Source organism: Nocardia crassostreae, from assembly GCF_001613405.1.
GTDB classification, from domain to species: Bacteria; Actinomycetota; Actinomycetes; order Mycobacteriales; family Mycobacteriaceae; genus Nocardia; species Nocardia crassostreae.
Genome location: NZ_BDCH01000017.1, coordinates 130,989 through 156,581, shown reverse-complemented (window position 1 = coordinate 156,581; position 25,593 = coordinate 130,989). Strand labels below are relative to the sequence as shown.

The window sequence follows — 25,593 nt, the reverse complement described above, 5'->3', positions numbered from 1 at the left end:
CGTCGGTCACCGCCCACACCGGTGCCCGGCCGGTGCCGGGTTCCCCGCTGCGGAGGGAACCCGGCACCACCCCTACCCGAAGTTCGCACGGAACCAGGCCAGTAGCTGCGCTTCGGTTTTGGGCCCGGTGGACGGATTGTCGGCGCGCTGGCCGCAGAACTTGTACACCACGTTCCACTCGTCGTGGACGGCCTCCAGGCGCGGGCGTTCGCGCTGGCCGACGGTTTCGGTGAAGCAGAAGAAGCGCCCTGTCACGATGCTCGACCGCACCCATTCCGCATCGGATCCGGTTCCGCCGCACTCCCGTCCGGGCAGCTGCCGCTGACGCGACTGGTAGCCGACATAGGCCATGGCGCTGTCGGGATAGCCGATGATCAGCACATTGGGCCCGTCCGCGCGGCCCATGCAGGTCAGCAGCGCCGACATCGGTTCCGCCGGTTCATTGTGCAGGCAGTTGGCGCGGGTGTAGGCCGGGCCGGTGCGGGCGAACACGGTCCGGTCGGCGTCGGTGAAGGCATCGGGATCGCCGCGCTCCGGTTCGGTGAGGAACTGGCCGAAGTGGTTTCGCGCGGTGTAGTCGCGTTGCGGCGTATCGGAGGGATACACCCAGGTGTAGATCGCCATGGCCAGGAAGGTCTCGTTGGTCACCGCCAGGCTGGGCAGCGGCGCGCCCGCCGAAACCGCGTGGTTCGCGAAACAGGATTGACGGCCCGCGGCGGCGCCGTTGAAGCCGAGCGAGACACCGTCCTGTCCCGCGGGCTCCCCGGGACAGCTCTCGCCGCGGAAGGTGTTCAGCACCAGGGACTCGTAGTGATCGCGCAGACCGTCGAGGGTTCGGAAACGCCAGAACTGCGTCAATGGCGTGTCCGCCGCCGGATTCGCGGCGCAGGTGACCGCGGCGACGGTGGTGTCGTCCAGCGCGGTGTGCGTGCAGTTGGCGCGTTTGTATCCGGCACTCGCCGCGCGGGACAGCAATTCGATATCGGCCGCCTGGAGCGCGGTGGCATCCGGCACCGCAGCGCCCGCCGTGGTCAACCGGGTCGTCGACCACCCGGCGAAACCGGTCGACGCGGCGACCAGCAGCAGTACGCCCAGCACGGCGAGAATGCGGCGGCCCCGTCCGGTCCGCGTCGCCGGGGGAGCGGACCGGACGGTCACCGGATCCGGCCGCGGAATCGATTCGGTAGGGCCGACGGCCGGTGCCCATACCGTCGTGGAATCCGCAGTGGCCGGTGCGGCGCCGGGCAGCGCGGCACGGGCGGCGGCGCTCAACTCACCGGCGGTGCGGTAGCGGTCGTCCGGATTCTTGGCCAGGCCGCGGGCTACGACGGCATCGAAGGCCGCCGGAATGCCCGGTTGTAGAGCGCTGGGCCGCGGCGGCGGATCGAACAGGTGGGCACGCATGATCTGTTCATTGGTCTCGGCCGGGAACGGCCTTGTGCCGGTGAGGCATTCGAACAGCACGCAGGCCAGGGCGTAGACATCGACGGCCGGGGTGAGATCGTGGTAGCCGAAGCGCTCCGGCGCCATGTAGTGGAACGAGCCGACCGCGCCCTCACCGGTGAGGGACTCGTCGGAATTCGATTGGGCGATACCGAAATCCACCAGGTACGCGAAGCCGTCCCGGGCGACGAGGATATTGTCCGGCTTCACATCGCGGTGCAGCAGCCCGTCGGCGTGCGCGGCCTCCAGGGCGGCGCCGATCTGCCGGATCAGATCCACCGACCACTCCGCAGGCCGGGATCCGCCGCGCCGCAACGATTCCCGCAGGCTCTCGCCGTCCACCAGCCGCATATCGATGAACAGGTGGCCGTCGATCTCGCCGTAGTCGTGGATCGGAATCACGTGCGCTTCGCGCAGCCGCGCCGCGGCATGCGATTCGCGTTGGAACCGTTGCCGGTACACCCGATCCTGGGCCAGCCGATCGGGCAGCACCTTGATGGCCACGGTGCGGTCCTTGACGGTGTCGTACGCCTCGTACACCTCGCCCATACCGCCGCGCCCCACCAGCCGGACGAGTCGATACGGGCCGAAAAGCGAGCCGACCGATAGGGATAGGCGCATATCGGTCATTCGTGCATTCTCGTCTACCCGAAGTTCTCCTGGAACCAGGTCAGTACCGCCGCTTCGGTTTTGGGGCCGTTCTCGGGGCTGTCCTCGGGCAGGGCACAGATCATGACGATCTGAGACAGGTTGTCGTGCATGGCCATCAGGCAGGGGACCTGATTGGCCGGGTCCTTGCTGGTGAAGCAGAAGAACCTGCCCACCGCGGCGCTGCCGCTCTTGCGCCATACGTCGTCGGAGCCCGGGCTGCCGCCGCAGGCGTGGCCGGGGAGCTGGCCCAGATTGGCTTGATACAGGACGTTCGCGTTCTGGCGGTCCACGAAACCCAGGAAGCCGATGCCGGGTTCGCCCAGGGGGGTGCCGCATTCGACCATGGCGGCGGTCGGTCCGGCGGGCGGATCGATATGGCGGCAGTTGGGTGCGCGGTAGCTGTCGCCGGTGTGCGCCATGAGCTCCAGGTCCTCGGCGGTGAAGACATCCGGATCCTGCGCCTTGTCGGGCGTGCGGAACTGTCCGCCATTGGTCTTGGCCCGGTAGTCGCGCAGGGTCGTTTCGGTGGGGTCGGCATAGATGTAGAGCACGATGGCCATGGCCGCCTCATTGGTCAGGATGAGCGTCGGCTTGGGCGAGTCGGGGGTCTCGGCCCGGTTGGCGTAGCAGGACTTGCGGCCGACCTCCTTGCCGTCGACGAGCGAGGGCGCGTCCGATCCCGCCGGATCACCCGGACAGTTGGTGCTGCCCATGGTGTTCAGCAGCGTCCTGTAGTGGTCGCGCATGCCGTCGGCGGTCTTGAAGCGTAGGAAGCGCGCCGACGGTGCGGCGACCTCCGGCCGGGACGGGCAGAAGAAGATCGCCGTCATGGTGGTGTCGGGTCGCTCGTGATAGCAGCCCGCCCGCCGGTAGGCGGCGCCGTTGATGAGGGAGAGCAGTTCGACATCGGCCGCATTCAGCGCGGTGCCGTCCGCGGTCGCCGCGCCGTCCTTGGTTCCGCTCACATGGGCCCATCCGGCGAATCCCCATGCGGCGACGACCAATACCAGTACGGCGAGGATCGCGCCGACCCGCCGCCACCGTCGTCCGCGGCGGATGCCGCCGTGCCCGCCGGTGCCGTCGGTCCCGGGATGGGGCTCGGCTGTTCCGGTCGAGCCGGGGTCGGTGTGCCCTCGCACGCCCGCCGCGGTGAACTGCCCCGAACCGGTGGTCGTGCCGGGGGAATTCGGGCCGGTCCACACCGGACCGGTGGCGGGCCGTCCCGGATTGGTGCCGGGCCGGGACGGATCAGCACCGCCTCGCCCGGGATCGGTGCCCGGCCGGTGTGGGTCCGTCTGCGGCCGAGCCGGATCCGTTCCGGGGCGCACCGGGACCGACGGGGGCGGCCCACCGGCCCAAGCCACGGCGCCGGTGGTGTGCGCGGTCGGGTCGGCCTCGGTTCTGGCTTCGCTGGGATGGCGCGGCCCCGAGGGGGTGGCGTCGCGCTGCGGCTGCGGGTCTCTGGGACCCATGCCGGTGCGCGCCCACTCGCCGGTGCGCGCACCGGGACTCGGCTCGACACCCGCCGCGGCGTGGGCCGCGCTGAGGGCGGCGTGGGCGGCCGCGGCCAGGGCCCCGGCGGTGGGGTAGCGGTCCTGCGGCAACTTGGCCATGCCGTGGGCAATGATCGGGTCGAAGGTTTCGGGAGTGGTGGAGCGGACCTGGCTGGGCCGGGGGACCGGCGCGAACAGGTACGCGCTCATGATCTGCGCCTCGGTCTCGCCGGAGAACGGACGGGTGCCGGTGAGGCATTCGAACAGCACGCAGGCCAGGGCGTAGACATCGGCGGCGGGGGTGAGCTCGCGGGAGCTGAACCGTTCCGGCGCCATATAGCGGTAGGAGCCGACCGCGCCGCCCGCACTGGTGAGGGTGTCGTCGGTGGCGGACTGGGCAATGCCGAAATCCACCAGGTACGCGAAACCCTCCTTGGTGAGCAGGATGTTGTCGGGCTTCACATCACGGTGCAGCAGGCCGTCGGCATGTGCGGCGTCGAGCGCGGCGGCGACCTGCTCGATCAGGCGCACGGTGCGCTCGGGCGAGCCCGGTCCGGCGTGCTGCAGGAGCGCGCGCAGACTGTCGCCGTCCACCAGGCGCATATCGATGAACAGCCGTCCCTCGATCTCCCCGTAGTCGTGAATGGGAATGACACGCGCTTCCCGCAGCCGGGCCGCGGCATGCGATTCCCGCTGGAATCGCTGGCGGTACACCGGATCCTGCGCCATGCGCTCCGGCAGCACTTTGATGGCCACGGTCCGGTCCTTGACCGTGTCGTAGGCCTGATACACCTCGCCCATACCCCCGCGCCCGATCAAGCGATCGAGCCGGTAGGGCCCGAATCGTGATCCGACGGTGAGCGGGTGATCGGAACTGGTCATTGCGTCCTCGGCTCCTCGTCGCGGATCCATTGTGGCAGTTCAGGGGATCCGGCCGACCAAGAATCACACGGATTACAACCGGTGACGATTCGAGCGGCGAACGGCACGCTTTCGGATCATGTGGCCGACGGGTTCGGCCGCCCCCTCGCATTCGTCCCCGCTGCCCGAGGTGCCGTCTTGTCCTTAATTGCCGTGCAGGCCAGTGCCGTTATCGACCGGCCGCGCCGAATCCGGCTGCCCCGCCCCCCGATTGCCTGGATTCGGCTGGTCAGCCCCCTGACACTGGTCGTGATATGGCAGGCCGCCAGCTCGACCGGCGTGCTGCCGGAGCGATTGCTGGCCGCGCCGGTCACGGTGCTGCGGACCGGCTGGGAGCTGATTCAGGACGGCACGCTCGGCGAGGCCGTGGCGGTATCGCTACAGCGCGCGGTGGTCGGTTTTCTGATCGGCGCGGTCGTCGGCGTCGGCCTGGCGCTGGCGGCGGGGCTGAGCCGGGCCGGTGAGTACATTGTCGACCCGACCATGCAGATGTTGCGGACGCTGCCGTTCTACGGGCTCATCCCGCTGTTCATCCTGTGGTTCGGGATCGGCGAGCTGCCCAAGATCGTGCTGGCCGCCTTCGGTGTGGCGATTCCGTTGTATCTCAATACCTTCGCGGGAATTCGCGGGGTGGACGGCAAGCTGGCGGAACTGGCGCGGGTGCAGCGGCTCGGCCGCACCGCGCTCATCGCGCACATCGTGCTGCCCGGGGCGCTGCCGCAGACCCTGGTGGGGCTGCGACAGTCGCTGGGCGTGGCCTGGCTGGCGCTCATCGTGGCCGAACAGGTGAATGCCGATGCGGGACTGGGCTTTCTGATCAATGACGCGCGCGAATTCCTGCGCACCGACGTCATCGTGGTCGGGCTGCTGGTCTACAGCGTGCTCGGCCTGCTCACCGATGCCCTGGTCCGGCTGATCGAGAGGAGAGCGCTGTCGTGGCGACGCGAGTTCTTGGCGCAGTAGGAGAAATCGCTCGAATCCGCGGGCTGACCAAGGATTTCGGCGAGCGGCGGGTACTGTACGGCATCGATCTGGATATCCGGCCCGGTGAGTTCGTGGCACTGCTCGGGCGCAGCGGCTCCGGCAAATCGACGCTGCTGCGGGCGCTGGCGGGTCTCGATACCGAGACCGGCGGTGAGCTCGACGTCTCCGGTGAGGTCGCGGTGGCCTTCCAGGAACCGCGGCTGGTGCCGTGGAAGCGGGTGCACGCCAATATCACCCTGGGACTGCGGCATTCGGATCCGAAGGCGGCCGCGCGGGCCGCACTCGCGGTGGTGGGGCTGAGCGGCCGCGCCGACGCCTGGCCGCTGACGCTGTCCGGCGGTGAGGCGCAGCGGGCCTCACTGGCGCGGGCCCTGGTCCGGGAGCCGGATCTGCTGCTGCTCGACGAACCCTTCAGCGCCCTGGATGCCTTGACCCGCATCACCATTCACTTGCTGGTGCTGGACCTGTGGGCCCGGCACCGGCCCGGTGTGCTGCTGGTGACCCATGATGTCGACGAGGCGCTGCTGCTGGCCGATCGCGCCCTGGTCCTGGCCGACGGCCGTATCGCGCGTGATCTGGCCATCGAGCTGCCGCGTCCGCGCCGCCGCGACCATCCCGAATTTTTCGCGCTGCGCGCCGAACTCGGCGTCACCCCGGAAGGAACCGCATGATCACCCGACGCTTGTTCGCCGCCTTGGCCGTCACCGCGGCGCTCGCCACCGCGGCCTGCGGCTCCGGCGACGACAACGAGAAGGGTGTGCGCGCGGACGGTTCGGTGGATCTGTCGCAGGTGACCCTGCGCATCGGCGATCAGAAGGCGAATGCGCTCTCGGCGCTGCTCGAGGTCTCCGGTGCGGGCCGGGACCTGCCGTACAACCTGGAGTGGTCGCAGTTCACTGCCGGGCCGCCGATGCTGGAGGCCATCAATGCCGGATCCGTCGATCTCGGCGGCGTGGGCAATGCCCCGCCGGTCTTCGCGGCGGCGGCCAGATCACAGATCAAGATCGTGGCCGCCTATACGACCGGCTTCGAGGGGCAGGGCGTCGTGGTGCCCGGCAATTCCGCTATCCGGGATCCGAAGGAGTTGCGCGGCAAGAAGATCGCCATCACCAAGGGCAGTTCGGGCCACTATCACCTGTTGTCGGTGCTGGCCAAGAACGGGCTGAGCTTCGGTGATATCGAGCCGCAGTATCTACAGCCCGCCGATGCGCTGGCGGCGCTGTCCACCGGCCGGGTCGACGCCTGGGCGGTCTGGGATCCCTATGTGGCCCAGGCCGAACAGCAGGGCAATCGGGTGCTGGTGAACGGCGCGGGCTATGTGCGCGGCGACAGCTTCTATGTCGCCGGGACCAAGGCCCTGCAGAACAAGGCCACGACGGCGGCCATTCGCGATCTGCTCCTGCGCATTCAGCGCGCGCAGACCTGGATCAAGGCCAATCCGGAGGCGTGGGCCGAGAAGTCCTCCGCCATTACCGGCGTGCCCTACGACGTCACCCTGGTGGCCGTGAAACGCGCCGTCTACGACCATCATTCGCTCGACGCCGGGACCGTCGCCGGTGAGCAGGAGGTGGCCGACGCCTTCGCCGCCGCCGAACTCATTCCGCGCAAGGTCGATATCACGGAATTCGTCGACACCCGCTTCAACGACCGCTTCACCGCCTAGGAGATCCTCGAATGAGCCTGTCGTTCCATTGGTTCCTGCCCACATCCGGTGATTCGCGCGGCCTGGTGGTCGGCGGGCACGGCACACCCATGTCGGGGGATCGCCCGGCCTCGCTGCACTATCTGAACCAGATCGCGGCGGCGGCCGAATCCAATGGCTTCGAGGCCGTGCTCACGCCGACCGGATCCTGGTGCGAGGACGCCTGGCTGACCACGGCCATGCTGGTCGACACCACCGAGACACTGAAATTCCTGGTGGCCCTGCGACCCGGATTGATCAGCTCGTTCCTGGCCGCGCAGATGGCCGGGACCTTCCAGCGGCATTCCGCGGGAAGGCTGCTGCTCAATGTGGTCACCGGCGGCGAACCGGCCGAACAGAAGGCCTACGGCGACTTCGTGGACAAGGACACGCGGTACGCGCGGACCGGGGAGTTCCTGCACGTGGTGAAGTCGCTGTGGAACTCGCGGGAGCCGATCACCTTCGAGGGCGAGCACATTCGGGTCGAGAACGCGCTGCTCGCCAATCATCCCGATCCGGTGCCGCCGGTGTTCTTCGGCGGCTCCTCCGCTCCCGCCGGTCCGGTCGCGGCGCGCTATGCCGACACCTACCTGACCTGGGGTGAGCCGGTGCTGGCGGTGAGCCGCAAGCTGGACTGGATTCGCGGGCTGGCCGTGGACAACGGCCGCAAGCTGGATTACGGCCTGCGCATTCACGTCATTACCCGCGATACCTCCGAAGAGGCGTGGGCGGTGGGGGACAAGCTGCTGGCGGGCATCGATCCGGCCGATATCGAGCGCGTGCAGGCCAGCCTGCACCAGAGCGAATCCGAGGGGCAGCGCCGCATGCTGGAACTGCACGGCGGCAGCACCGATCGGCTGGAGATCGCGCCCAATCTGTGGGCGGGCGTCGGGCTGGTGCGCGGCGGTGCGGGTACGGCGCTGGTCGGCTCGCACGAGGAGGTCGCCGAACGTCTCGTTGAGTACGCGAGGGCGGGCATCGGCCACTTCGTGCTCTCCGGCTATCCGCATCTCGAGGAGGCGTACTGGTTCGGCGAGGGCGTGCTGCCCATTCTCGAGCGAAAGGGCCTGTGGCAGCACCCCACTCGCCGTCCATCGGTTCGCCCGTCGATTCCGTTCGCCGGGGCGTCCAGCAGCTGAGTCAGGTCAGGTGCAGCCACCGGCCGATGGCGGGCACACCGGCGGTGTCGACGGCGAAGACCAGATACCAGCCCGGTGGCGCCAGCGCCGGATTGTCCGGCATGGTCAGCGTGACCGTGCCATTGGCGGTAGTGAACTCGATATCGACCAGGCGCTGGCTGGTATCGCAGGAGTGCGTGCACGCGCTCGGGGAGACCAGGCTGATCTCGCGCAGGGCGGCCGTGGCGGTCGCGGTGAACGTCGCGCCGTAGCCCACGGAATCGGCGGCCAGGGTGAATTCCGGCCGCGGGCCCTGGAAAAGGTAGGGCGGCCAGAACATCTCGATCTGGAGTTCCTCGGTCTTGCGCACCGGGTTGGAGCCCGCCGTGATCACCTTGCCGTCCGGGGTGAGCAGGGCGACCGAATGGTAGAGCCGTGGAATCCGCTGCGGCGCGGTGTGCATCCAATGGTTCATGGCGGGATGGAAGATCTCGGCGTGCGGCGGCGCGGCATGCGCCATCTCCTCCATACCGGAGCCGCCGGTCGCCAGGACCGAACGGTCCGGCAGGATCACGGCGCTCACATGCATGCGCGCGTGGTGCAGCGGCGGGCCGGGCACGTAGGCGGGTGCGGCGGCGGACAGGTCCACGATCTTGGTATCCGCCAGTGCCGGTGCGGGCGAATGCATATCGAAGCCGCCGCCGCCCAGAATCAGCACCCGCTGATCCTGGGCCGGTGGTAGCAGGACGCTGGCGGCCTGATTGCGCGAACCGGGATCGGTCAGGCCGGGCACCGCCGTGAGCGCGCCGGTGGCGGGATCCCAGATCGACGGGCGCACGCCATTGTTGCCGCCGTATTGGCCACCGGCATAGAAGATCCGGCCGTCGGCCAGCAGGTACAGGTGGGCGTACATGGGGATGGGCCCCGGCACCGGCAGCTGCGACCAGGTCTCGGTGGCGGTGTCGAACACCTCCGGGGTGTTGGAGAGGAAATTGTCCGCGCCCAATCCGGAAACGGCCACCACATCACCGCTCGGCAGGGTCACCAAGGTGGGATACCAGCGCCCGAAGGCCATATCCGGCACCGCATTCCAGGTCAGATCCGCCGGATCGAAGATCAGCGCGTCGGGCAGCCCGTAGAACGGGTCGTAGCGTTCGGTGCCGCCCGCCGCGAGCAGCCGCCCGTCCGGCAGGAAGGCCTGCCCGACGCAGAACAGGTCGATGGGCGTGGCCGGTGCGTCCAGCCCGGGCCTGGGGTAATGCCACACCCGGGTGCGGAATTCGCGCGCGTGATGGCGGTCCACGTCATTGCCGGATCCCGCGAAGAACAGCACATCCCCGGTGTGCAGCAGCGCGGCGTGCACCGGATTGATCTCGGTCCCGAAATCCAGGACCCGCCAGAGCCCTTCGGCCTGCGCCTGATCCAGATCGGTCTCCAGCGTGAGCACTCGCAGATACCCGGCATTGCCGCCCGCCGGGTGATCGATGGTGCACACCACCAGTTCCGGCATGCCCCCGCCGCCCGGCCGCAGTGCGACGGCCGCACCCTGATTCTCCTGAAAACCCCAGTCCGCCAGCACGGACCAGCGGCTCCACCCGTCCACGGCGTGCCCGGTCCCGTCCAGCCCCCACCCGATCGTGTAGACCCCCGCATTCCCGCCCGCGGGATTGTCGACGCCGAACACGATCAGTTCCGGTCGCCCGTCACCGTCCAGATCCGCGACCGTGATCCCCGCCCCTTGGTTCTCCCACCCGTACCACTGCGGAACCGCCAGCCACGGCGTCCATTCCGCCACCGCGCCATCGGCGGTGAGCCCCTTGGCCAACCGGAACTGCCCCGAGTTCTGCCCCGGCGGATTGTCCACGGTGAGCACGACCAGCGTGTCCCGGCCGTCGATGCGCGTCAGGCAGATATCGGCCCCCTGGTTCTCCCATCCGAACCAGTCCGGCACCGGCAGCCAGGCCGTCCAGCCGCCGGTGACCGTGCCGTCCGCGGCCAGATCCCGCCCCACCCGGTAGTACCCCTGGTTCTGCCCGACCGGATTGTCGACCAGGAACACCACCAGGTCCAGCCGCCCGTTCCCGCTCAGATCCGCGAGCGCGACCCCCGCGCCCTGGTTCTCCCAGCCCCACCAGTCCGGGACGGTGAGCGACGGCCCCCACTCCCGGACCGTCCCATCCGCCGCCAGGTCCTTCCCGACCCGGTAGAACCCGCTGTTCTGTTCCGGCGGATCATCGATCATCAGGACGAGGACATCGATCCCACCGTCCCCGTCGATATCCCCGATCGCGATGCCGCAGTCCTGGTTGTCCCGGGAGAACCAGCCCGGTACCGGAACGAATTGCCCTGCCCCACATCCATCTTGATCTTCTGGCGCCCATTCGGGGGAAGATCGCTCCGGATCCGCGGTTTTCGTCCGGATTCGGACGCGGCTCCCCGGGATTCATCGGCGTCAGTCGCAGATCTTCACAGCGTCGGCGCGGTTGTTCGCCTCGCCGAGCAAGTTGCCGCGGGAATTGTCGGGGATGGCGGCGAGCAGCTGCCATTGCTGGCCGGTCCAGTTGTAGACGCCGACGTCCTGGCCGGTGCGGTTCCAGTAGGAGCTCAGGCGGTCGCCGACGCCTCCATTGCCGATGTCGTGCAGGACGCAGTTCGAATCGACCTGCACGATCATGCTGCCGGTCCCGTTGGCGTCGTCCCAGCCGCAGAAGACGCCGCCGGGGCAGCTGTAGCCCGGCGCGGCGTCGGCGGTGGCGGCCGAGAGGCCCACCACCGCGCCGAGCACCAGGGTGGTTGCGGCGAGCAGTGCCAGACGTTCCTTCAGTGCGGTGCGGTTGATGGTCATGACGTTCCCCTCCGTTGCTCGATATCAGCCGCCTCGACGGCTCGGTATCGACACTGGGCACGCGCACCAACGGGCGACTAATGATCGACTAACCGCGCTGATCAAAGCGTCCGCCAATGAGCTTGCGCCACAACCATTCCGCGGGGCCGTAGCGGTGCGAACGGAACCAGAGCGGGGCGAGCACGGCGAAGGCGATCCAGAGCGCGGTCATGAGGGCCAGGCCACCGGCCAGGGGCAGGCCGCCGACGGGATCGGCGTACAGGAGGACGACGAACAGGAAGGTGCTGGTGAGGTAGGCGGTCAGGGTGAGACGGCCCATCGGGGCGAGGCGGGCGAGCACGCGGGCGGCGGCGCCGCCACGCTCGAGCAGCAGGGATACCAGGCCGACATAGGCCAGCGCGCCGCCGAATCCGGCCGCCAGCCAGGCGGCGGTGAACAGCGGCGGCATGCCTTCGACCGCTTCGTCGCCGGTGAAAGCCGTGCGCGACTGGCCGATATGGCCCAGGACCGCCATGGCCAGTCCGCCGCACATCAGCAGCAGGGAGCGGCGCTGTGAGGTGGAACCCGGTGCGGCGGAACCGGTGTGGATCATGCGCCGGGCCAGCCAGATGCCCAGGGCGAAGGCGGCGGCGGTCCACGGTCCTTGCAGGACGAGGCCGGTCCACAGCTGATTCGCGGCGATCACGGTGCGCGCGGTTCACATTCCGGAGTCCGTGAGCAGCGCGCCGCCGAATTCCAGTGCGGGCGGGGCGATCGTGCGGGTGAGCACCTCCAGTCCGGCGAAACCGGCGGCGACCCAGAGCGGCCGCGCCCGCGAGCCGGTCATGAGCCATGGCAACACCGGGACCAGCAGCGCGCCGATCACCGCGTAGTGGGTGAGAATGTCGGCAGGGAAGAACAGCAGGTTGACCACGCCGAAGACGGCGAACAGCACCGCATAGCGCCGCCACAGCAGTGCCCGGGTCGCGCCCCGCGCCCACAGCAGCGCCGCGCCCGCCCCGAACAGCAGCGAGAGCAGGGTGCGCGACTTGTCTTGCAGCAGCAGTTTTTCCACGTTCATGACGGCGGTGTCGGCCGGACCGTCGACCGTGAAGGTGAGAAAACCGATATTGACGATGAAGACGCCGAACAGCGCCAGCGCCCGCAGCACATCCAGGTTGGCGTACCGAATGTGGCGGGTCGGTTCGAGCGGTCGCGAAGTAATGGCTGTGGCCGTCGGCTGACTGGTCATGGCCTCGAGACTGCCGGGTCGAATCCGGCAGCACATCGGCCGATGGCGCAGCGGGCATAAGCCGAAAGTGTTAGCTGACGGTATGCCGTCGGCAGATGGATGATCTGCCCGAATCCGGCAGATTCGGTCCCGACACGAGTGCCGCAGCGGCGGCACCGATGACTGCGAGGGGATCGACCATGATCCAGGCCCAGGGCTTGAGCAAACGGTACGGCGATGTGATCGCCGTCGACAATCTGTCCTTCACGGTGCGACCCGGCGTGGTCACCGGCTTCCTCGGCCCGAACGGCGCGGGCAAGTCCACCACCATGCGGCTCATGCTCGGCCTGGACCACGGCGGCGGGCGGACCCTGTTCGACGACCGGACCTATGCCGAGTTGCCGAACCCGCTGCGCGCGGTCGGGGTCGTGCTCGACGCGCGCGCCGTGCACCCCGGGCGCACCGCGCGCGGGCATCTGCGCATGGTCGCCGCCGGGGCGGGCATCCCGCGCCGCCGCGTGGACGAGGTCCTCGATATCGTCGGGCTGACCAGCGCGGCCGACAAGGCGGCGGGCGGTTTCAGCCTCGGCATGCAGCAGCGCCTGGGCCTGGCCACCGCCCTGCTCGGTGATCCGGCGACCCTGATCCTGGACGAGCCCGCCAACGGCCTCGATCCCGAAGGCGTGCGCTGGCTGCGCGATCTGCTCAGGCGACTGGCCCAGCAGGGGCGCACCGTCTTCGTCTCCTCACATCTGCTCAATGAGATGGCGCACCTGGCGGATTCGCTCATCGTCCTCGGCGGCGGGCGGCTCATCGCGGCGGAATCGGTGCGCGAATTCGTGGCCCGCAACTCGGCCGCGCGCGTCATCGTCCGCGCCGACCGGCCTCGCGATCTGGTGGATGCGTTGTCCCGCAATGGTTTCAATGTCCAGGTCGAACCGGATGGCGCGGTCGTCGTCTCCGGTGGCGACCGGGAGGCCGTGGCCGCCATCGCCGCGCGGGCGGGACTGCTCGTCACCGAGCTGTCCCAGCGGCAGACCAGCCTCGAGGAAGCGTACTTCCGAGCCACCGACGGCGCGGCCCGGTATCGCGGGCACGCCGCCTGATCCGCCCGCACGAGAAGGAATTCCCCTCATGTACAACGCGATTCGCTACGAACTCACCCGCTTGACGACGGTGCGCTCCACCTGGGTGCTGCTGCTGTCCGGACTGCTCCTGCAAGGTCTGATCGCCTTCGGCTTCACCACCAAGGACGACATGACCCCGCGCGAGCAATTCGTCGGCGCCTTCGGCGGGCTGCCGCTGGTGCTGGTGACCCTGTGCTTCACCGCCATCGCGGTGAACTCCTTCGGTCACGAATACCGCTACCGCACCATCACCACCACCATGCTCACCCTGCGCCGCCCCGGCCGTGTGCTGGCCGCCAAGGCGCTGACCAGTGCCGCGGTGGCCGCATTCGGCGCGGTCGCCATGGTCTCGCTCACCCTGGCGATGCAGGCCGTGAACGGCGGCGTCCCCAGCGAAATCTGGCGTATCGCACAGGCTCTCGGCGCGGTGACGCTGTACACGGTGCTGGCCGCACTGGTCGGTCTGGGTATCGCGGCGGTGACCCGCAATGCCGTCCTCGCCATGGTCGCCGCCATCGGCGTGCCCACCGTCGTGGAGGTCGGGGCCATGCTCCTGGGCGTCAGCCCGAAGCTCATGCCGTTCACCTCCGCGGCCATGCTGGTGCGCCCCTACACCGGTGTCGCCGCGCTCATGTCGCTCCCGCTACTGGGTCTTGCCGCAGGTTTGCTGTGTATCGGTGGCGTGCTGCTCGCACGTCGTGATGTGTGACAACGTTCGAATGACTAAGGTTGCCGGAGTGAGCCGAGCGCAGCGAATTCGACGTCTGATCCTCGACGTCGCGCTCGCACTGCTCTTCGGCTTCATTGCCTTCGACGGTGTACAGGGCTCCTCGGTCGGACTGCTTCCGGCCGCCGCCGGGCCGCCCCTGGCCATTGCGGCCGGGGCGGCCCTGCTGTTCCGGCGCTACCGGCCGTTGCCGGTACTGGCGGTCACCGTGGCCGCGGAAGTCCTGGTCGGCGCCACCTGGCCCATGCTGCTCGCCGTGTTCAGCGTGGCCGATCGCTACGGCAATCGCACCCGGACCTGGGTGGCGACCGCCATTACCGTTGTCGCCGCCACCATTCCGTGGGGCCTGTCGATGTCCACGCGGGACCTCCTCATCAATCGCGGGCCCATCACCCTGCTGCTGGTCCTGGTTCCGGCGCTCATCGGCCTGTGGACCAACCAGCGCGCGCAGACCCTCGCCAGCCTGCGCGACCGCGCCGATCAGGCCGAACGCGAACGCGACCTGCTCGCCGCCGCCGCCGTCGAAGCCGAACGCCTGCGCATAGCCCGCGAAATGCACGACATCGTGGCCCACCGCATCTCGCAGATCACCGTCCTCGCGGGCGCCCTCGAGGTCTCCGCGGACGGCAAACCCGCCGAGATGGCGAACACCATCCGCGAAACCGGCGTCCAAGCCCTCACCGAAATGCGCGAACTCCTCGGCGTACTCCGGCAAACCGACGCCCCGGCGGGACCGCCGCCCCCGACGCCGGTGAAATCCGCTGGGGCATTGCCCGATCGCGCGGATGATCGTGCGCCACTGCGACCCGCCCCCACCTTGTCCGCCATCACGGAACTCGTGGACAGTGCGGTGGCCGCCGGGCAGCGGGTGGATGTGTCGATACCGGCGCGACTGCCCGCGGTGCCCGGCGTGGTCGGTCGTGCCGCATATCGCGTGGTGCAGGAAGCGCTCACCAATGCGACCAAACACGCGGCGGGAGCCGAGGCCCGGGTCGCCGTCACCGTCCGCGGCGACAGCCTCGAGGTGGATGTGCGCAATGGCCCGGGGGAGCCGGGCGCATTGGCCGCGCAGGGCTCCGGATTCGGGCTGGTCGGAATGCGTGAACGCGTCGAACTCGCCGGTGGCGCACTGCATTCCGGAGCGCTGCCCAGCGGCGGCTTCGTCGTCCACGCGAGTTTCCCGCTGCCGGAGCAGCCGTGACTTCATTGGGAGTGGTCGTGGTGGAGGAGGATTCGTGATTCGGGTGGTGCTGCTCGACGACGAGGAGCTGGTGCGGTCCGGGATCGCCATGATTCTGGAGGCCGGAGGCGGAATCGAGGTGGTCGCCCAGGATGTGGATGGGCGCAATGCCGTCGAACTGGTGCAGAAGCATCGGCCGGATGTGGTGGTCACAGACATCCGCATGCCGCATGTGGACGGGCTGGAGGTCACGCGGCGGGTGCGGGCGCTGCCGGATCCACCCGCCGTCGTGGTGCTCACCACCTTCGGGCTCGACGAATACGTCTATGCCGCTTTGGAAGCCGGGGCCGCCGGATTTCTGTTGAAGGACACTCCGCCGCGTGAACTCGCGCACGGGGTCGAGGTGGTGTCGCGCGGCGAGGCTATTCTCGCGCCGTCCGTCACCAAGCGCATGCTGACCGCGTTCGCCACGAGCCCCGGCTCCCAGCAGCCCGAAGCGCGGGCCCGGCTCGAGCTGCTCACCGACCGCGAACGCGAGGTCGCCCTCGCCGTGGCCACCGGCGCGGCCAATGCCGATATCGCCCGCACCCTGCATATGAGCGAGTCCACCGTGAAGGTCCACGTCAGCCGCATCATCGCCAAACTCGACCTGGAGAACCGCACCCAGCTCGCCATCCTGGTGCACCGCGCCGGATTGGCGTGAGCCCTGGGCATTTCACTGTTAACTGTCGGTTCACCGTCGGCCCGTAAGGTGCGGACATGTCTGTGCAACCAGTCGCGACCATCGACGAACTCATGACTTTGCTGGCCGCTTGCGAAGACGCCTGGGATATGCCCGACCGCAGCGGCGACCCGGTCGACATCCTCGACCACGACAGCCAGTGCGCCGAACTGCTCCGCCGCGACTTCCCCGAGGACGCCGAACTCCAGGTGGCGGGCCTGGTGCACGATATCGGCCATGTCCTGGTCCCCGGCGACGACGCCGGGCACGGCCGCCACGGCGCGGACGCGGTGCGCGCGTTGCTCGGCCCCCGGGTGGCCCGCCTGATCGAACTGCACGTGACCGCGAAACGCTATCTGGCCGCGACGGATTCGGTGCACGCGGATTCCCTCTCCGACTCCAGCAAACGCACCCTCGTGGCCCAGGGCGGCCCCATGTCCGCCGCGGAGATCGCCGAATTCGAAGCCGACCCGGACTTCCACGCCGCCATCGCGCTGCGCCGCGCCGACGATGCGGGCAAGGTCGTCGGGCTCGAGGTCCACCCCTTGTCCACCTGGCTCCCGGTCATCACGCGAGTGGCGGGGGCATAGGATGCGTCTATGACGTTGTCGCCTCGGGTCCCGGACCTGGCCGCGCTCGATCTGCTGCTGTCGGTCATCGAATTGGGGAGTCTCGGGCGGGCGGCGAAGGCGCATGCGATCAGTCAGCCGTCGGCCAGTTCGCGCATTCGCTACCTGGAGCAACTGGTCGGCGTTCCGGTGTTGGAGCGGACCACGCTGGGATCGCGCCCGACGGCGGCGGGCTCGCTGATCGCGGAGTGGGCGCGGGATGTCGTGGATGCGGCGGCGCGCCTCGATGCGGGCATCGACACCCTGCGGGCGCAGCGGGATTCGCGATTGCGGGTGGCGGCCAGCCAGACGATTGCGGAGTATCTGTTCCCGAAGTGGCTGATGGGGTTGCGGGCGCGGGTGCCGGATACCTCGATCGCGCTGGAGTCCGGGAATTCGGCGGAGGTCGCGCGGGCCGTGCTGGACGGGCGCGCCGGAATCGGATTCGTGGAGAGTCCGCAGGTTCCGCGCGATCTCGAGAGTCATATCGTGGCGCGGGACCGGCTGGTCGTGGTGGTGCCGCCGGAGCACAAATGGGCGCGGCGGCCCGAGATCAGCATTGCCGAACTGGCGGCCACGCCGCTCATCTGCCGGGAGTCCGGCTCGGGCACCCGGATCTCGTTCGAGCGGGCGATGACCCGGGAGTTGCCGGACTGGCGGCCGAACGTGGTGCTGGAACTGTCTTCCACGACCGCCATCAAGACCGCGGTCGCCGGGGGCATCGGCCCCGCGGTGCTCAGCTCGCTCGCCGTTGCCAATGAACTCGCCGAGGGCTTGCTGGTGTCGCCGCACGTAATGGGGCTGGATCTGGACCGCGCCTTGCGCGCCATATGGCCGAAAGGGCAGCGCCCCACAGGTCCGGCGCGCGACCTGTACGCTATCGCCCGACGTCCGCTGTGACCACGATCTCTCCTTGAAGGCTCAACTGCGCCAACGGCTCCCGCGTGAGTGTTTCGAGGGGTTATGGTCCAGACATGGTGCGAACCGCCTTCGCCGCCGTCGATCCGGATGACCCCGAGCATTCGAATCAAGCACAGCGGCCCCATTTGGAAGTCGTTCCCGGGGTGAGCGAAGCAGATGCCCAGCTCGATCCCGGACCCCCGCCGTCATTCGGTGAGAATCCGCTGGCAGAGGCCGATATCGCGCGGCTGCCATCCTCCGCCAGACACCGCATAGCCGCCTTCATTCACCTGCAACTGGCAGCGTTGGAGGAGATGCCCGAGCCGTTGCCGGACTGGAAGCCCAGCACCGACGAACTCTAGGAACGAACCGTCCGACCGGATCGTGCCCAGGTTGTGCAGACAGCCAGCGGCACCGCCTTTTTCCTGGCATTTTGCCGGATGGACGGGCTTCGAGGTGGCCTGGCAGGGTGCTTGTCACGGCATTCCCGCACTCCTCGGAGCATTATGAATACTGTTAGTCCCGGTCGCGGCGCGGCACTGTTGCTCGCGCTGATCGTCTGCGGGAGTCACTCCATGGCAACCGCTGCGGCCCAGCCGGATTCGACCACCTGGTATGTGAGCGCCACCGCGCCCGCCGGTGGCGCCGGGAGCGCCGAATCACCCTTCGATTCCCTGGCCCGAGCCGAGGCCGCATCCCGCGAGGGCGACACCATTGTCGTGCAGCCGGTCGCGCCGACCGCGCCCGCCCTGGACGGCGGCATCGCCCTCAAACCCGGACAACGCCTGATCGGCGGCGGTCCGGCGGTGATCGGCGCACCGGGCGGCAGCGCGCTGCCGCGGATCACCAATACCACCGGCAATCACGACGGCGATGCGGTCCGGCTGGCGAACGGTGTCGAGGTCAGCAATCTGGTCATTGCCGGAGCGCAGCGCGGCGGTATCTACGGCCACGATGCCGCCGATGTGGTGATCAGCGGAAACGATGTCTCCCAGACGAATCGGCAGTGCGCGGACGGCTTCATGATCGGCCCCTTCACGCTGCCGCCCACCCTGCCGCTCGGGGTGTCCGCGCCGCCGCTGCCGAACTTCATCACCCTAAACAACGGGTGGGCGGCCATCATGACCGACTACTCGGCGGCGGCCACGACCGTGCGGATCGAGGGCAATGACGTCCACGACACCGCCTGCGGCGACGGCATCGATCTGCGCGCGCACGGCGCCAGCCGCGTCACCGCCCGGCTCGCCGGGAACTCGACGCGGAATATCAATCTGGGCCTGGTCAAACTGTCGGTGCTGGCGGCGGGCCTGCAGGCCGGTGATTCCGCCCGGCTCACCGCCGAGCTGACCGGCAATTCCCAGACCGAGATCGCGCCGCTGTCCACCACGATCCTCAACAAGCTGGCCGACAGCGAGGGCATTTTCGTCAATGCGCTCGGGCAGGCGCGCATGGATGTCACCATCGCGGACAACCGCTTCCGCAATGGCTACGGGAACTTCTCGGCCAACGGCCTGGAATACGTGAGCACCAGCGGCACCCCGGACAGCCGGGTCACCGTGACCGACAGCAGCTTCGACACCGTCGAAGGCGACATCATCGAGAACTACAACCTGAGCACCGAGGGCGCGCGCATGGCGCTCACCTTGACCGATGTCAGTGCGCACCACTCCGAATTCCCGGCCGGTGCGCTGCTCAACCCGGTGGTGCCCGCCAATCTCGGCAGCTGCGTGGTGACCACGAATATGGGCCGGTCCGGCGCGACCGAGTTGACCATTGCCGATTCCGATTTCGGACAGTGCGCCGCCGACGGCATCGGGCTCATTGCCTACACGCCCAGCGGCGCGGGCCCGTCCACCGCCCGGCTGGCCTTCGATATTCGCGACACCACCATCGACGGGGTGGCCGCCAACGGCATCAATATCGTGAATATCGGCGATACCGCGGTCCTGCGCGGCACCGTCGAGCGCACCGCCATCACCGGGGCCCGGCAGCGGCTCATCCACACCAGCAGCAGCGGCGGCGCGATCGCCGACGCGGCCCTGGAATTCGGGCCGGGAACACTCGACGGCGCGGCAGTGGGCTGCCTGGCCGAAGCGCATTCCCGGACCGATCTATCCGGGATCCCAGCCTTCTGCGGGTGAGCGACGGTCAGTTGGTCTGAATGCCGGTGGCGATCTTGACCACGACCTGGTCGGCCGTGACCTCCTGCACCGTCACATTCATGCCGTCGGCGGGCTGGGTCTGGCCGACCGGCACGCTGACCTCCTGCCCGGCCACCTTCAGCGTCACATTGTTGCCGTTCACGGCAACCAGTTGCGCCTCGATGCCGAGAATGCTGGCCTTGGCGTCCACGCCGCGGTCGAAGGTCACGGTGCAGCCGCTGACGGTGCACTCGGACTTGGAGCCCGGCCCTTCCGCGGAGCACGCGGCCACGCCGAGCGGCGCGAGCAGGGCGAACGATGAAATGGCAATCAGCCGTCGATAACGCACGGCCCCCAGTCTAGAGGCGAAAGCCGTTCCCGCCGCGACACGTTTCGGCACCGCTCGCAGGTCGCACAAACACCGGCCGGTCGGCGTTATGTTGCGGTTTCGCCGTAGAGAAGAGGGGTCGATGCGTCGTACACCGTCAGCTCGGACCGGACCGGTGCCCACCCTGGCCGAGACCCCGTGGGCCATACCGCGCGGCCTCATCGTCCTGCTCGCGGCGGCGGCCGCCGTCATCGCCATTGCCGGAATGAAGTTCTCTGCCGGATTGCTCGGTCCGGTATTCCTGGCGCTCATGCTGACCATTGCCGTGCAGCCCATTCAGACCTGGGCGCAGCGGCGCGGACTGCCCGCCTGGCTCGGCATGGTGCTGGCGGTCATCGCGGTGACCACCATTCTGCTGGGCATGGCGGTGCTGCTGGTGGTGTCCATTGCCCAGCTCGCCACCGAATTGCCCGGCTACACGGACCGATTGAACGAGCTGCTGGACGGTGTGCGCCGCCTGCTGGCCGATCTCGGGGTGAGCGGCGACCAGATCCGCAATGCCCTCAGCGGACTCGATCTCGGCAAACTGGTCGGCCTGCTGGAGTCGGTACTGACCGGTCTGCTCGGCGTCTTCTCCAACCTGCTGTTCGTGCTGGCGCTGCTGCTGTTCATGGCCATCGACGGTATGACCATCGGCCGCAAACTCGACATCATCGGCCGGGCGCGGCCCGAAATCGCCTATGCGTTCACCACTTTCGCCGAGGGCACGCGCACCTACCTGGTGGTCACCACCGTCTTCGGCCTGCTCGTCGTGGTGCTCGACGGCGGCGTGCTGTGGCTCATGGGCGTCCCGCTGCCGGTGCTGTGGGCGCTGCTGTCGTTCATCACCAACTACATTCCGAATATCGGCTTCCTCATCGGACTGGTGCCGCCCGCGCTGCTGGCGCTGCTGTCCGGCGGTGTGGGACAGATGATCTGGGTGATCGTGCTCTACTCGGTCATCAATTTCGTGCTGCAGTCGATCATCCAGCCCAAATTCGTCGGCAATGCGGTCGGGCTGAATGTCACCGCCACCTTCCTGTCGCTCATCGTCTGGTCCTCGATCCTGGGCGCGCTCGGCGCGATTCTGGCCGTGCCGCTCACCCTGCTGGTCAAGGCCGTGCTACTGGATATCGACCCGGCCACCCGCTGGGTCGACACCCTGATCAGCGCGCCCGACCCGGAGGTCAGGACAGCGGCGGGACATTCTGATTGAGGTGGAAGACATTGTCGGCGTCCATGCGGCGTTTGAGGGCCACCAGGCGATTCCAGGTCGCGGGCCCGTACGCCTGCCGGACGCGATCGAGCCCCTCGTCGGTCTCGTCATTGAGCTGATTGACATACGCGCCACCGGCCGACCACGGCAGCATCGATTCCCAGCCGGACTTGGCCCAGTCCCGTTGCGCCGCAACGGAATCAGCAGGATCCGGCCAGACCGCCGCCAGGGTCAGCAGGGCGGCGGCGTGCCGGAAGCGGAATGCGGTGGCCGCGGCGGGCACGCGCTCGATCGCGCCGCCCATAATGCGCACCAGCACGTGCGACAGCGGTGAGGTCGACCGCTCGGCGGCGGCCACCAGGCGGTCGATGCCGGATGCGTCGAGCGGGGTGAGGAATTCCGATCGCATGTAATAGGACAGGCCCGCGGGCGCCGCCTCGTCGATCATGGATTGGAGCACGGTGTAGGGCATCGGACCGGTCAGATCGGCAGTGGGGGAGGCGAATTCGCGCAGCGGACGGATCAGCTCCTCGCCCGCGGCAAGGTCGCCGGTATAGGTGCAGGCGAGGACCATGGCCGGGCGGCCCTGCAACTCCGGCGGAACCCAGGGCGCGGGCGGGGCGGTGATGAGGGAGGCGCTCAGGCCCAGTCCGTCGGGTGCGGAGGCGGCCACGTCCATGAGCACCCGGAGGCCGTCGCGGGCGTGCGCCAAGGGATGCAGCAGCACGCTGGTGAGCATCGGGACCGGAATCGCGTTGAGGCGCAAGGTGAACGAGGTGACGATGCCGAAATTGCCACCGCCGCCGCGCAGACCCCACAGCAACTCCGCATCGGATTCCTCGGTCACGGTAATGATCTCGCCGTCCGCCGTGACCAGTTCCGCACCGAGAAGATTGTCACAGGTCAACCCGTACGCGCGGGACAGCCAGCCGACGCCCCCGCCCAGGGTCAGCCCCGCCACCCCGGTGTGCGAAACCTCCCCGCCGGGCACCGCCAGACCGTATTACTTTGTGGCGGAGTCCAATTCGCGCCACAGCACCCCCGGCTCCACATACGCGGCCCGCACCACCGGATCCACCCGGATCCCCTTCATGGGGCTCAGATCGATCATCAGCCCGCCCTCGCACACCGAGAACCCGGGCACATTGTGCCCGCCCCCGCGCACCGCGATGGGCAGTCCGTGCCGCACCCCGAACCGCACCGCCGCCGCTACCTCGCCCGCACCCCGGCACTGGGCGATGAAGGCGGGCTGCCGATCGATGGCCCCGTTCCACACCCGCCGCGCGGTGTCATAGGCGGGATCGCCGGGCCGAAGCAGAACGCCGCTGAAATCGGTGAGCTGAGCTGCAGAGATGTTCATGAATCCAGTGCAGCGCGCACAACCGGCCAGCGGCCATCCCCACTTCCAGGGGGTTACCGCGACCCGGCGCGCGCCCATACTGGGTCCATGGACGACGTCCTGCGCAGATTGAGCGCCGAGGTGGACCGAGCGTGCCGCGGCGGGGTCGGCACGATCGGAACTCCGCGCGAACCGGCCGCGCCAGCATCGAATGCGGCCGGGACCAGATCGAATCCGGCGGGTGGCGCGTCGAATGGGGTCGGTGGTGGGCCGAACGCGGCCAGGGCCGGATCGAATGCCACCGCGGCTGGGGCGAATGCGGCCGCTGGATCCCACAATGCCGGGTCCAGGACCAATGCGGGCGGACCCGGGACGAATGCGGGCGCGGCCGGGCCGAATGCGGGTGGGGCCGGGACGAATGCGGCGGAGCCGGGTGCGGTCGGGCTGGGGCGGGCGGTGGCGGCGGCGGTGCGGGCGGCCGTGCCGTTCGACTCCTGGTGTGTGATCACCCTCGATCCGGCGACTCTGCTGCCCACCGGCGGCTTCCATCGCGAGGGCATTCCGGAGGCGTTCGCGCCGCGCCTGGTGGAGATCGAGGCGCGTGGCGACGATCTGTGCGCGGTCCCGGCCATGGCGCATGCCGCGATCCGCACCGCCGCCCTGGGCCTGGTCACCGAGGGCCGCTTCGAACGTAGTCAGCGCTACAACGAGGTGTTCGTGCCCGTCGGGCTGCGCGACGAGATGCGGGTGCTGTTCACCTCGAAGGCCGATGTGTGGGGCGCTCTGATCATGCTGCGCACCAGCGACAGCCCCGATTTCACCCCAGCCGACGCCGAACTGGTCGGCCGCGCCACCGCCGATGTCGGTGCGGCGCTGCGCCATCAACTGGTGCTCGCCGAGATCGACGCCGATCAGCACGCCGACGGTCCGGGCCTGGTCCTGCTCGACGACCGCTACCGGGAGATCAGCACCACCCTCGCGGCGCGCCGCTGGCTCAGCGAAATGGACGACGACACAGCGGCTTTCAGCGGCGTGCCGTACTGCGTGCTGCATCTGGCGCGGCAGGTCGGCGGCGGCCCGCGCCGCACGCGCATTCGCACCCGCACCGGTCGCTGGCTCACCCTGCACGCCGAGGCCCTCGACGGCGGCCGCGTCTCGGTCATCGTGGAACCGACCCGGCCCCAGGACATCGCCCAGCTCATTGCCGACGCCTATCAGCTCACCGCCCGCGAACGCCATATCGTCCGCCTGCTCAGCAGCGGCCACTCCCGCGCCGAGATCGCCAAACAGCTGCGCCTGTCCGCGCATACGGTCAACGACCACGTCAAGAACGTCTTCGGCAAGGTCGGCGTCCGCAGCCGCGCCGAGCTCACCGCCAAACTCTTCTTCGACCAATACATTCCGCGCATGGAGTCCGGTACCCCGGTCGGCGCCTCCGGCTGGTTCCTCGGCTGATGCCGCCGGACTGTTGCCAGCAGTTTCCTATCTATGCACTCGGGAATTTCGAGCCGACCCTCGACCCGGTGGCACTATCGAAGAATGGCTATCGAATCCGCCGGTGTATCGGCTCGTTCTGATGACGGTCGCTCGTTCGTGGTCTCGAACGCTGCGGGTAGCGCATTCATTGCTGGATCACTCGTCGTTCTGGTGGACGAGGGGTGGCGGCAGCTGGCGCTGATCGAGGAGCGGTCGGAGACCCCGCCGGTGCGGCTGCGCGGGCGGCTCATCGGAGAGCTGACCGAGGACGGTATAGACACCCGCCGCAGCCACGCCTTCGAGCGGGCGACCCTCGAACCGGCCGATGCCAAGACCGTGGCGTCGTTGCACGAGACGACGGGCGCCATGCTCGAGGTGTGGGCGTGAACCTCACCGCGCCGGGCGGGCCTGCGCGGCTGCTGCCCAAGCGGTTCAACCGGCACACCTTCTGGTGCGGGCAGAGCGGGTCGGGGAAGACCTATGCGCTGGGCGTACTGCTCGAGCAGTTGATCGCGCACACCGCGCTGCCGGTGGTGATCCTGGATCCGAATTCCGATTTCGTCCGGCTCGGCGAACTGAATCCGGATGCGGACGGGCCGACGGCGGCGGCCTTGCGGGAGCGCGATATCCGGGTGCTGCGGCCCAATGGCAAACCGGGTACGCGGTTGGCCGCCCGATTCATGGATATGCCGCTCGCGTCCAAGGCCGCGATTCTGCGCATCGATCCCATCGCCGATCGCGAGGAATTCAACGAACTCCTGCGTCTGGCTCCGCTCATGGCCGCCGGTGAGCTCGACGATGTGGTGCCGCGCCTGCGGGCCGCCGAATCCCCGGCGCAGCGACGGCTCGCCCTGCGGGTGGAGAATCTGGGGCTGCAGAACTGGGAGGTGTGGGCGCAGCGCGATATCGCGGTCACCGACGTGGTGGCCGAGCGGCCCGATGCCACCGTGCTGGATCTGGGCGGATTCGCCACGGCCGAACAGCATCTCGTGATCGCGCTGGCACTGCTGGACGAGCTCTGGGAGCGGCGCGAGGAACGCCGCCCGGTGCTGCTGGTCATCGACGAGGCGCACAATCTGGCCTCACCGCGGCTGGATTCGCCGATCGCGGTGGCGGTGCGCGAGCGGCTCATCCAGATCGCCGCGGAGGGGCGGAAATTCGGGCTGTGGCTGCTGCTGTCCACGCAGCGGCCCGCCAAGGTGCACCCCGGAATCATCTCGCAGTGCGACAATCTGGCGCTCATGAAGATGACCTCGCCGGTGGACCTGGACGAGCTCGGCACCTATTTCGGCTACGCACCGGCCGCGCTGCTGGAGCGCTCACCGTGGTTCCGGCAGGGCGAGGCGCTGTTCGCGGGCGGATTCGTGCCCGCGCCCGCGCTGGTGAAGGTCCGCACCCGCGTCACGCCCGAGGGCGGCGCGGATGTGCGGGTGCCGATGCGCTGA

Annotated in this window: 24 protein-coding genes and 1 pseudogene; 16 read left to right on the top strand and 9 right to left on the bottom strand. The window is 68.8% G+C overall.

Annotated elements, in window-relative coordinates:
* Nucleotides 1-72: 72 nt before the first annotated feature.
* Nucleotides 73-2,073, bottom strand: a complete 2,001-nt coding sequence (locus NC4_RS45135) for a serine/threonine-protein kinase (protein WP_067539140.1) — start codon at nucleotides 2,071-2,073, stop codon at nucleotides 73-75.
* A gap of 14 nt (nucleotides 2,074-2,087) precedes the next feature.
* Nucleotides 2,088-4,469 (bottom strand): serine/threonine-protein kinase, encoded by a 2,382-nt coding sequence (locus NC4_RS42745; protein WP_067539137.1) that lies wholly within the window; start codon nucleotides 4,467-4,469, stop codon nucleotides 2,088-2,090.
* A 177-nt stretch (nucleotides 4,470-4,646) separates the two neighbouring features.
* On the opposite strand from NC4_RS42745, the gene NC4_RS17225 reads away from it, so the two are divergent.
* From NC4_RS17225 to NC4_RS17210, 4 genes are read left to right on the top strand one after another with little or no spacing between them, the layout of a single operon-like run.
* A complete protein-coding gene (locus NC4_RS17225) occupies nucleotides 4,647-5,471 on the top strand; it encodes an ABC transporter permease (protein WP_169814820.1) in 825 nt (274 codons plus the stop codon).
* The gene (locus NC4_RS17220) at nucleotides 5,444-6,163 is read left to right on the top strand and encodes an ABC transporter ATP-binding protein (RefSeq protein ID WP_067539136.1); all 720 of its coding nucleotides are present in this window, start codon (nucleotides 5,444-5,446) and stop codon (nucleotides 6,161-6,163) included. Before NC4_RS17225 ends, NC4_RS17220 begins: the two co-directional genes overlap by 28 nt.
* The gene (locus tag NC4_RS17215) at nucleotides 6,160-7,155 is read left to right on the top strand and encodes an ABC transporter substrate-binding protein (RefSeq protein WP_084529267.1); all 996 of its coding nucleotides are present in this window, start codon (nucleotides 6,160-6,162) and stop codon (nucleotides 7,153-7,155) included. Before NC4_RS17220 ends, NC4_RS17215 begins: the two co-directional genes overlap by 4 nt.
* 11 nt (nucleotides 7,156-7,166) lie before the next feature.
* The gene (locus NC4_RS17210) at nucleotides 7,167-8,312 is read left to right on the top strand and encodes an LLM class flavin-dependent oxidoreductase (protein WP_067539133.1); all 1,146 of its coding nucleotides are present in this window, start codon (nucleotides 7,167-7,169) and stop codon (nucleotides 8,310-8,312) included.
* A gap of 1 nt (nucleotide 8,313) precedes the next feature.
* Here the strand turns inward: NC4_RS17210 and NC4_RS17205 are convergent, their stop codons facing one another.
* From NC4_RS17205 to NC4_RS17190, 4 genes are all read right to left on the bottom strand, one after another.
* The gene (locus tag NC4_RS17205; RefSeq protein ID WP_245721741.1) at nucleotides 8,314-10,533 is read right to left on the bottom strand and encodes a galactose oxidase-like domain-containing protein; all 2,220 of its coding nucleotides are present in this window, start codon (nucleotides 10,531-10,533) and stop codon (nucleotides 8,314-8,316) included.
* 210 nt (nucleotides 10,534-10,743) lie between these two features.
* The gene (locus tag NC4_RS17200; RefSeq protein ID WP_067539129.1) at nucleotides 10,744-11,136 is read right to left on the bottom strand and encodes a peptidase inhibitor family I36 protein; all 393 of its coding nucleotides are present in this window, start codon (nucleotides 11,134-11,136) and stop codon (nucleotides 10,744-10,746) included.
* Nucleotides 11,137-11,224: 88 nt separating this feature from the next.
* On the bottom strand, nucleotides 11,225-11,821 hold the full coding sequence (locus NC4_RS17195) for a DUF418 domain-containing protein (protein ID WP_067539126.1): 597 nt from the start codon (nucleotides 11,819-11,821) through the stop codon (nucleotides 11,225-11,227).
* A gap of 12 nt (nucleotides 11,822-11,833) precedes the next feature.
* Nucleotides 11,834-12,367 (bottom strand): DUF418 domain-containing protein, encoded by a 534-nt coding sequence (locus NC4_RS17190; RefSeq protein ID WP_067539123.1) that lies wholly within the window; start codon nucleotides 12,365-12,367, stop codon nucleotides 11,834-11,836.
* A gap of 179 nt (nucleotides 12,368-12,546) precedes the next feature.
* On the opposite strand from NC4_RS17190, the gene NC4_RS17185 reads away from it, so the two are divergent.
* From NC4_RS17185 to NC4_RS17150, 8 genes are all read left to right on the top strand, one after another.
* The gene (locus NC4_RS17185; protein ID WP_067539121.1) at nucleotides 12,547-13,452 is read left to right on the top strand and encodes an ATP-binding cassette domain-containing protein; all 906 of its coding nucleotides are present in this window, start codon (nucleotides 12,547-12,549) and stop codon (nucleotides 13,450-13,452) included.
* Nucleotides 13,453-13,480: 28 nt separating this feature from the next.
* Complete coding sequence (locus NC4_RS17180; RefSeq protein ID WP_067539118.1) at nucleotides 13,481-14,182, top strand: ABC transporter permease; 702 nt, start codon at nucleotides 13,481-13,483, stop codon at nucleotides 14,180-14,182.
* Between the two features lie 28 nt (nucleotides 14,183-14,210).
* The gene (locus NC4_RS42740) at nucleotides 14,211-15,401 is read left to right on the top strand and encodes a sensor histidine kinase (protein ID WP_067539115.1); all 1,191 of its coding nucleotides are present in this window, start codon (nucleotides 14,211-14,213) and stop codon (nucleotides 15,399-15,401) included.
* A gap of 34 nt (nucleotides 15,402-15,435) precedes the next feature.
* Complete coding sequence (locus tag NC4_RS17170) at nucleotides 15,436-16,083, top strand: response regulator transcription factor (RefSeq protein ID WP_245721740.1); 648 nt, start codon at nucleotides 15,436-15,438, stop codon at nucleotides 16,081-16,083.
* A gap of 56 nt (nucleotides 16,084-16,139) precedes the next feature.
* A complete protein-coding gene (locus NC4_RS17165; RefSeq protein WP_067539112.1) occupies nucleotides 16,140-16,691 on the top strand; it encodes an HD domain-containing protein in 552 nt (183 codons plus the stop codon).
* Nucleotides 16,692-16,700: 9 nt separating this feature from the next.
* Nucleotides 16,701-17,609, top strand: coding sequence for a LysR family transcriptional regulator (locus NC4_RS17160; RefSeq protein ID WP_067539109.1), 909 nt, complete (start codon nucleotides 16,701-16,703; stop codon nucleotides 17,607-17,609).
* Between the two features lie 74 nt (nucleotides 17,610-17,683).
* Nucleotides 17,684-17,971 carry a hypothetical protein gene (locus tag NC4_RS17155; RefSeq protein ID WP_067539106.1) on the top strand — a complete coding sequence of 96 codons (288 nt, stop codon included), beginning with the start codon at nucleotides 17,684-17,686 and terminating at the stop codon, nucleotides 17,969-17,971.
* A gap of 213 nt (nucleotides 17,972-18,184) precedes the next feature.
* A complete protein-coding gene (locus tag NC4_RS17150) occupies nucleotides 18,185-19,750 on the top strand; it encodes a VOC family protein (RefSeq protein ID WP_067539104.1) in 1,566 nt (521 codons plus the stop codon).
* A 7-nt stretch (nucleotides 19,751-19,757) separates the two neighbouring features.
* On the opposite strand, the gene NC4_RS17145 is transcribed toward NC4_RS17150, so the two are convergent.
* On the bottom strand, nucleotides 19,758-20,099 hold the full coding sequence (locus NC4_RS17145) for a hypothetical protein (protein WP_067539101.1): 342 nt from the start codon (nucleotides 20,097-20,099) through the stop codon (nucleotides 19,758-19,760).
* Nucleotides 20,100-20,220: 121 nt separating this feature from the next.
* On the opposite strand from NC4_RS17145, the gene NC4_RS17140 reads away from it, so the two are divergent.
* Nucleotides 20,221-21,333 carry an AI-2E family transporter gene (locus NC4_RS17140; RefSeq protein ID WP_067539098.1) on the top strand — a complete coding sequence of 371 codons (1,113 nt, stop codon included), beginning with the start codon at nucleotides 20,221-20,223 and terminating at the stop codon, nucleotides 21,331-21,333.
* Here the strand turns inward: NC4_RS17140 and NC4_RS42735 are convergent.
* The gene (locus tag NC4_RS42735; protein ID WP_245721775.1) at nucleotides 21,305-21,487 is read right to left on the bottom strand and encodes a BBE domain-containing protein; all 183 of its coding nucleotides are present in this window, start codon (nucleotides 21,485-21,487) and stop codon (nucleotides 21,305-21,307) included. The genes NC4_RS17140 and NC4_RS42735 overlap by 29 nt on opposite strands.
* A 702-nt stretch (nucleotides 21,488-22,189) precedes the next feature.
* Nucleotides 22,190-22,693: pseudogene (locus tag NC4_RS39115) on the bottom strand (FAD-binding oxidoreductase); the annotation flags it as partial.
* A gap of 87 nt (nucleotides 22,694-22,780) precedes the next feature.
* Between NC4_RS39115 and NC4_RS17125 the strand changes: the two are divergent.
* From NC4_RS17125 to NC4_RS17115, 3 genes are all read left to right on the top strand, one after another.
* A complete protein-coding gene (locus NC4_RS17125; RefSeq protein ID WP_157554820.1) occupies nucleotides 22,781-24,127 on the top strand; it encodes a helix-turn-helix transcriptional regulator in 1,347 nt (448 codons plus the stop codon).
* Nucleotides 24,128-24,211: 84 nt separating this feature from the next.
* Nucleotides 24,212-24,535 (top strand): hypothetical protein, encoded by a 324-nt coding sequence (locus NC4_RS17120; RefSeq protein WP_067539091.1) that lies wholly within the window; start codon nucleotides 24,212-24,214, stop codon nucleotides 24,533-24,535.
* A complete protein-coding gene (locus NC4_RS17115) occupies nucleotides 24,532-25,593 on the top strand; it encodes an ATP-binding protein (protein WP_245721739.1) in 1,062 nt (353 codons plus the stop codon). Before NC4_RS17120 ends, NC4_RS17115 begins: the two co-directional genes overlap by 4 nt.

Bases quoted from the DNA above. Each gene is read 5' to 3' on its own strand.
- NC4_RS17165 (WP_067539112.1), top strand. From the start codon at position 16,140: ATGTCTGTGCAACCAGTCGCGACCATCGACGAACTCATGACTTTGCTG.
- NC4_RS17120 (WP_067539091.1), top strand. From the start codon at position 24,212: ATGGCTATCGAATCCGCCGGTGTATCGGCTCGTTCTGATGACGGTCGC.
- NC4_RS17190 (WP_067539123.1), bottom strand. From the start codon at position 12,367: ATGACCAGTCAGCCGACGGCCACAGCCATTACTTCGCGACCGCTCGAA.
- NC4_RS17160 (WP_067539109.1), top strand. From the start codon at position 16,701: ATGACGTTGTCGCCTCGGGTCCCGGACCTGGCCGCGCTCGATCTGCTG.
- NC4_RS42735 (WP_245721775.1), bottom strand. From the start codon at position 21,487: ATGCTGCCGTGGTCGGCCGGTGGCGCGTATGTCAATCAGCTCAATGAC.
- NC4_RS42745 (WP_067539137.1), bottom strand. From the start codon at position 4,469: ATGACCAGTTCCGATCACCCGCTCACCGTCGGATCACGATTCGGGCCC.
- NC4_RS17215 (WP_084529267.1), top strand. From the start codon at position 6,160: ATGATCACCCGACGCTTGTTCGCCGCCTTGGCCGTCACCGCGGCGCTC.
- NC4_RS17180 (WP_067539118.1), top strand. From the start codon at position 13,481: ATGTACAACGCGATTCGCTACGAACTCACCCGCTTGACGACGGTGCGC.
- NC4_RS17200 (WP_067539129.1), bottom strand. From the start codon at position 11,136: ATGACCATCAACCGCACCGCACTGAAGGAACGTCTGGCACTGCTCGCC.
- NC4_RS17185 (WP_067539121.1), top strand. From the start codon at position 12,547: ATGATCCAGGCCCAGGGCTTGAGCAAACGGTACGGCGATGTGATCGCC.
- NC4_RS17150 (WP_067539104.1), top strand. From the start codon at position 18,185: ATGGCAACCGCTGCGGCCCAGCCGGATTCGACCACCTGGTATGTGAGC.
- NC4_RS45135 (WP_067539140.1), bottom strand. From the start codon at position 2,073: ATGACCGATATGCGCCTATCCCTATCGGTCGGCTCGCTTTTCGGCCCG.
- NC4_RS17155 (WP_067539106.1), top strand. From the start codon at position 17,684: ATGGTGCGAACCGCCTTCGCCGCCGTCGATCCGGATGACCCCGAGCAT.
- NC4_RS17210 (WP_067539133.1), top strand. From the start codon at position 7,167: ATGAGCCTGTCGTTCCATTGGTTCCTGCCCACATCCGGTGATTCGCGC.
- NC4_RS17205 (WP_245721741.1), bottom strand. From the start codon at position 10,533: ATGATCGATGATCCGCCGGAACAGAACAGCGGGTTCTACCGGGTCGGG.
- NC4_RS17125 (WP_157554820.1), top strand. From the start codon at position 22,781: ATGGACGACGTCCTGCGCAGATTGAGCGCCGAGGTGGACCGAGCGTGC.
- NC4_RS17140 (WP_067539098.1), top strand. From the start codon at position 20,221: ATGCGTCGTACACCGTCAGCTCGGACCGGACCGGTGCCCACCCTGGCC.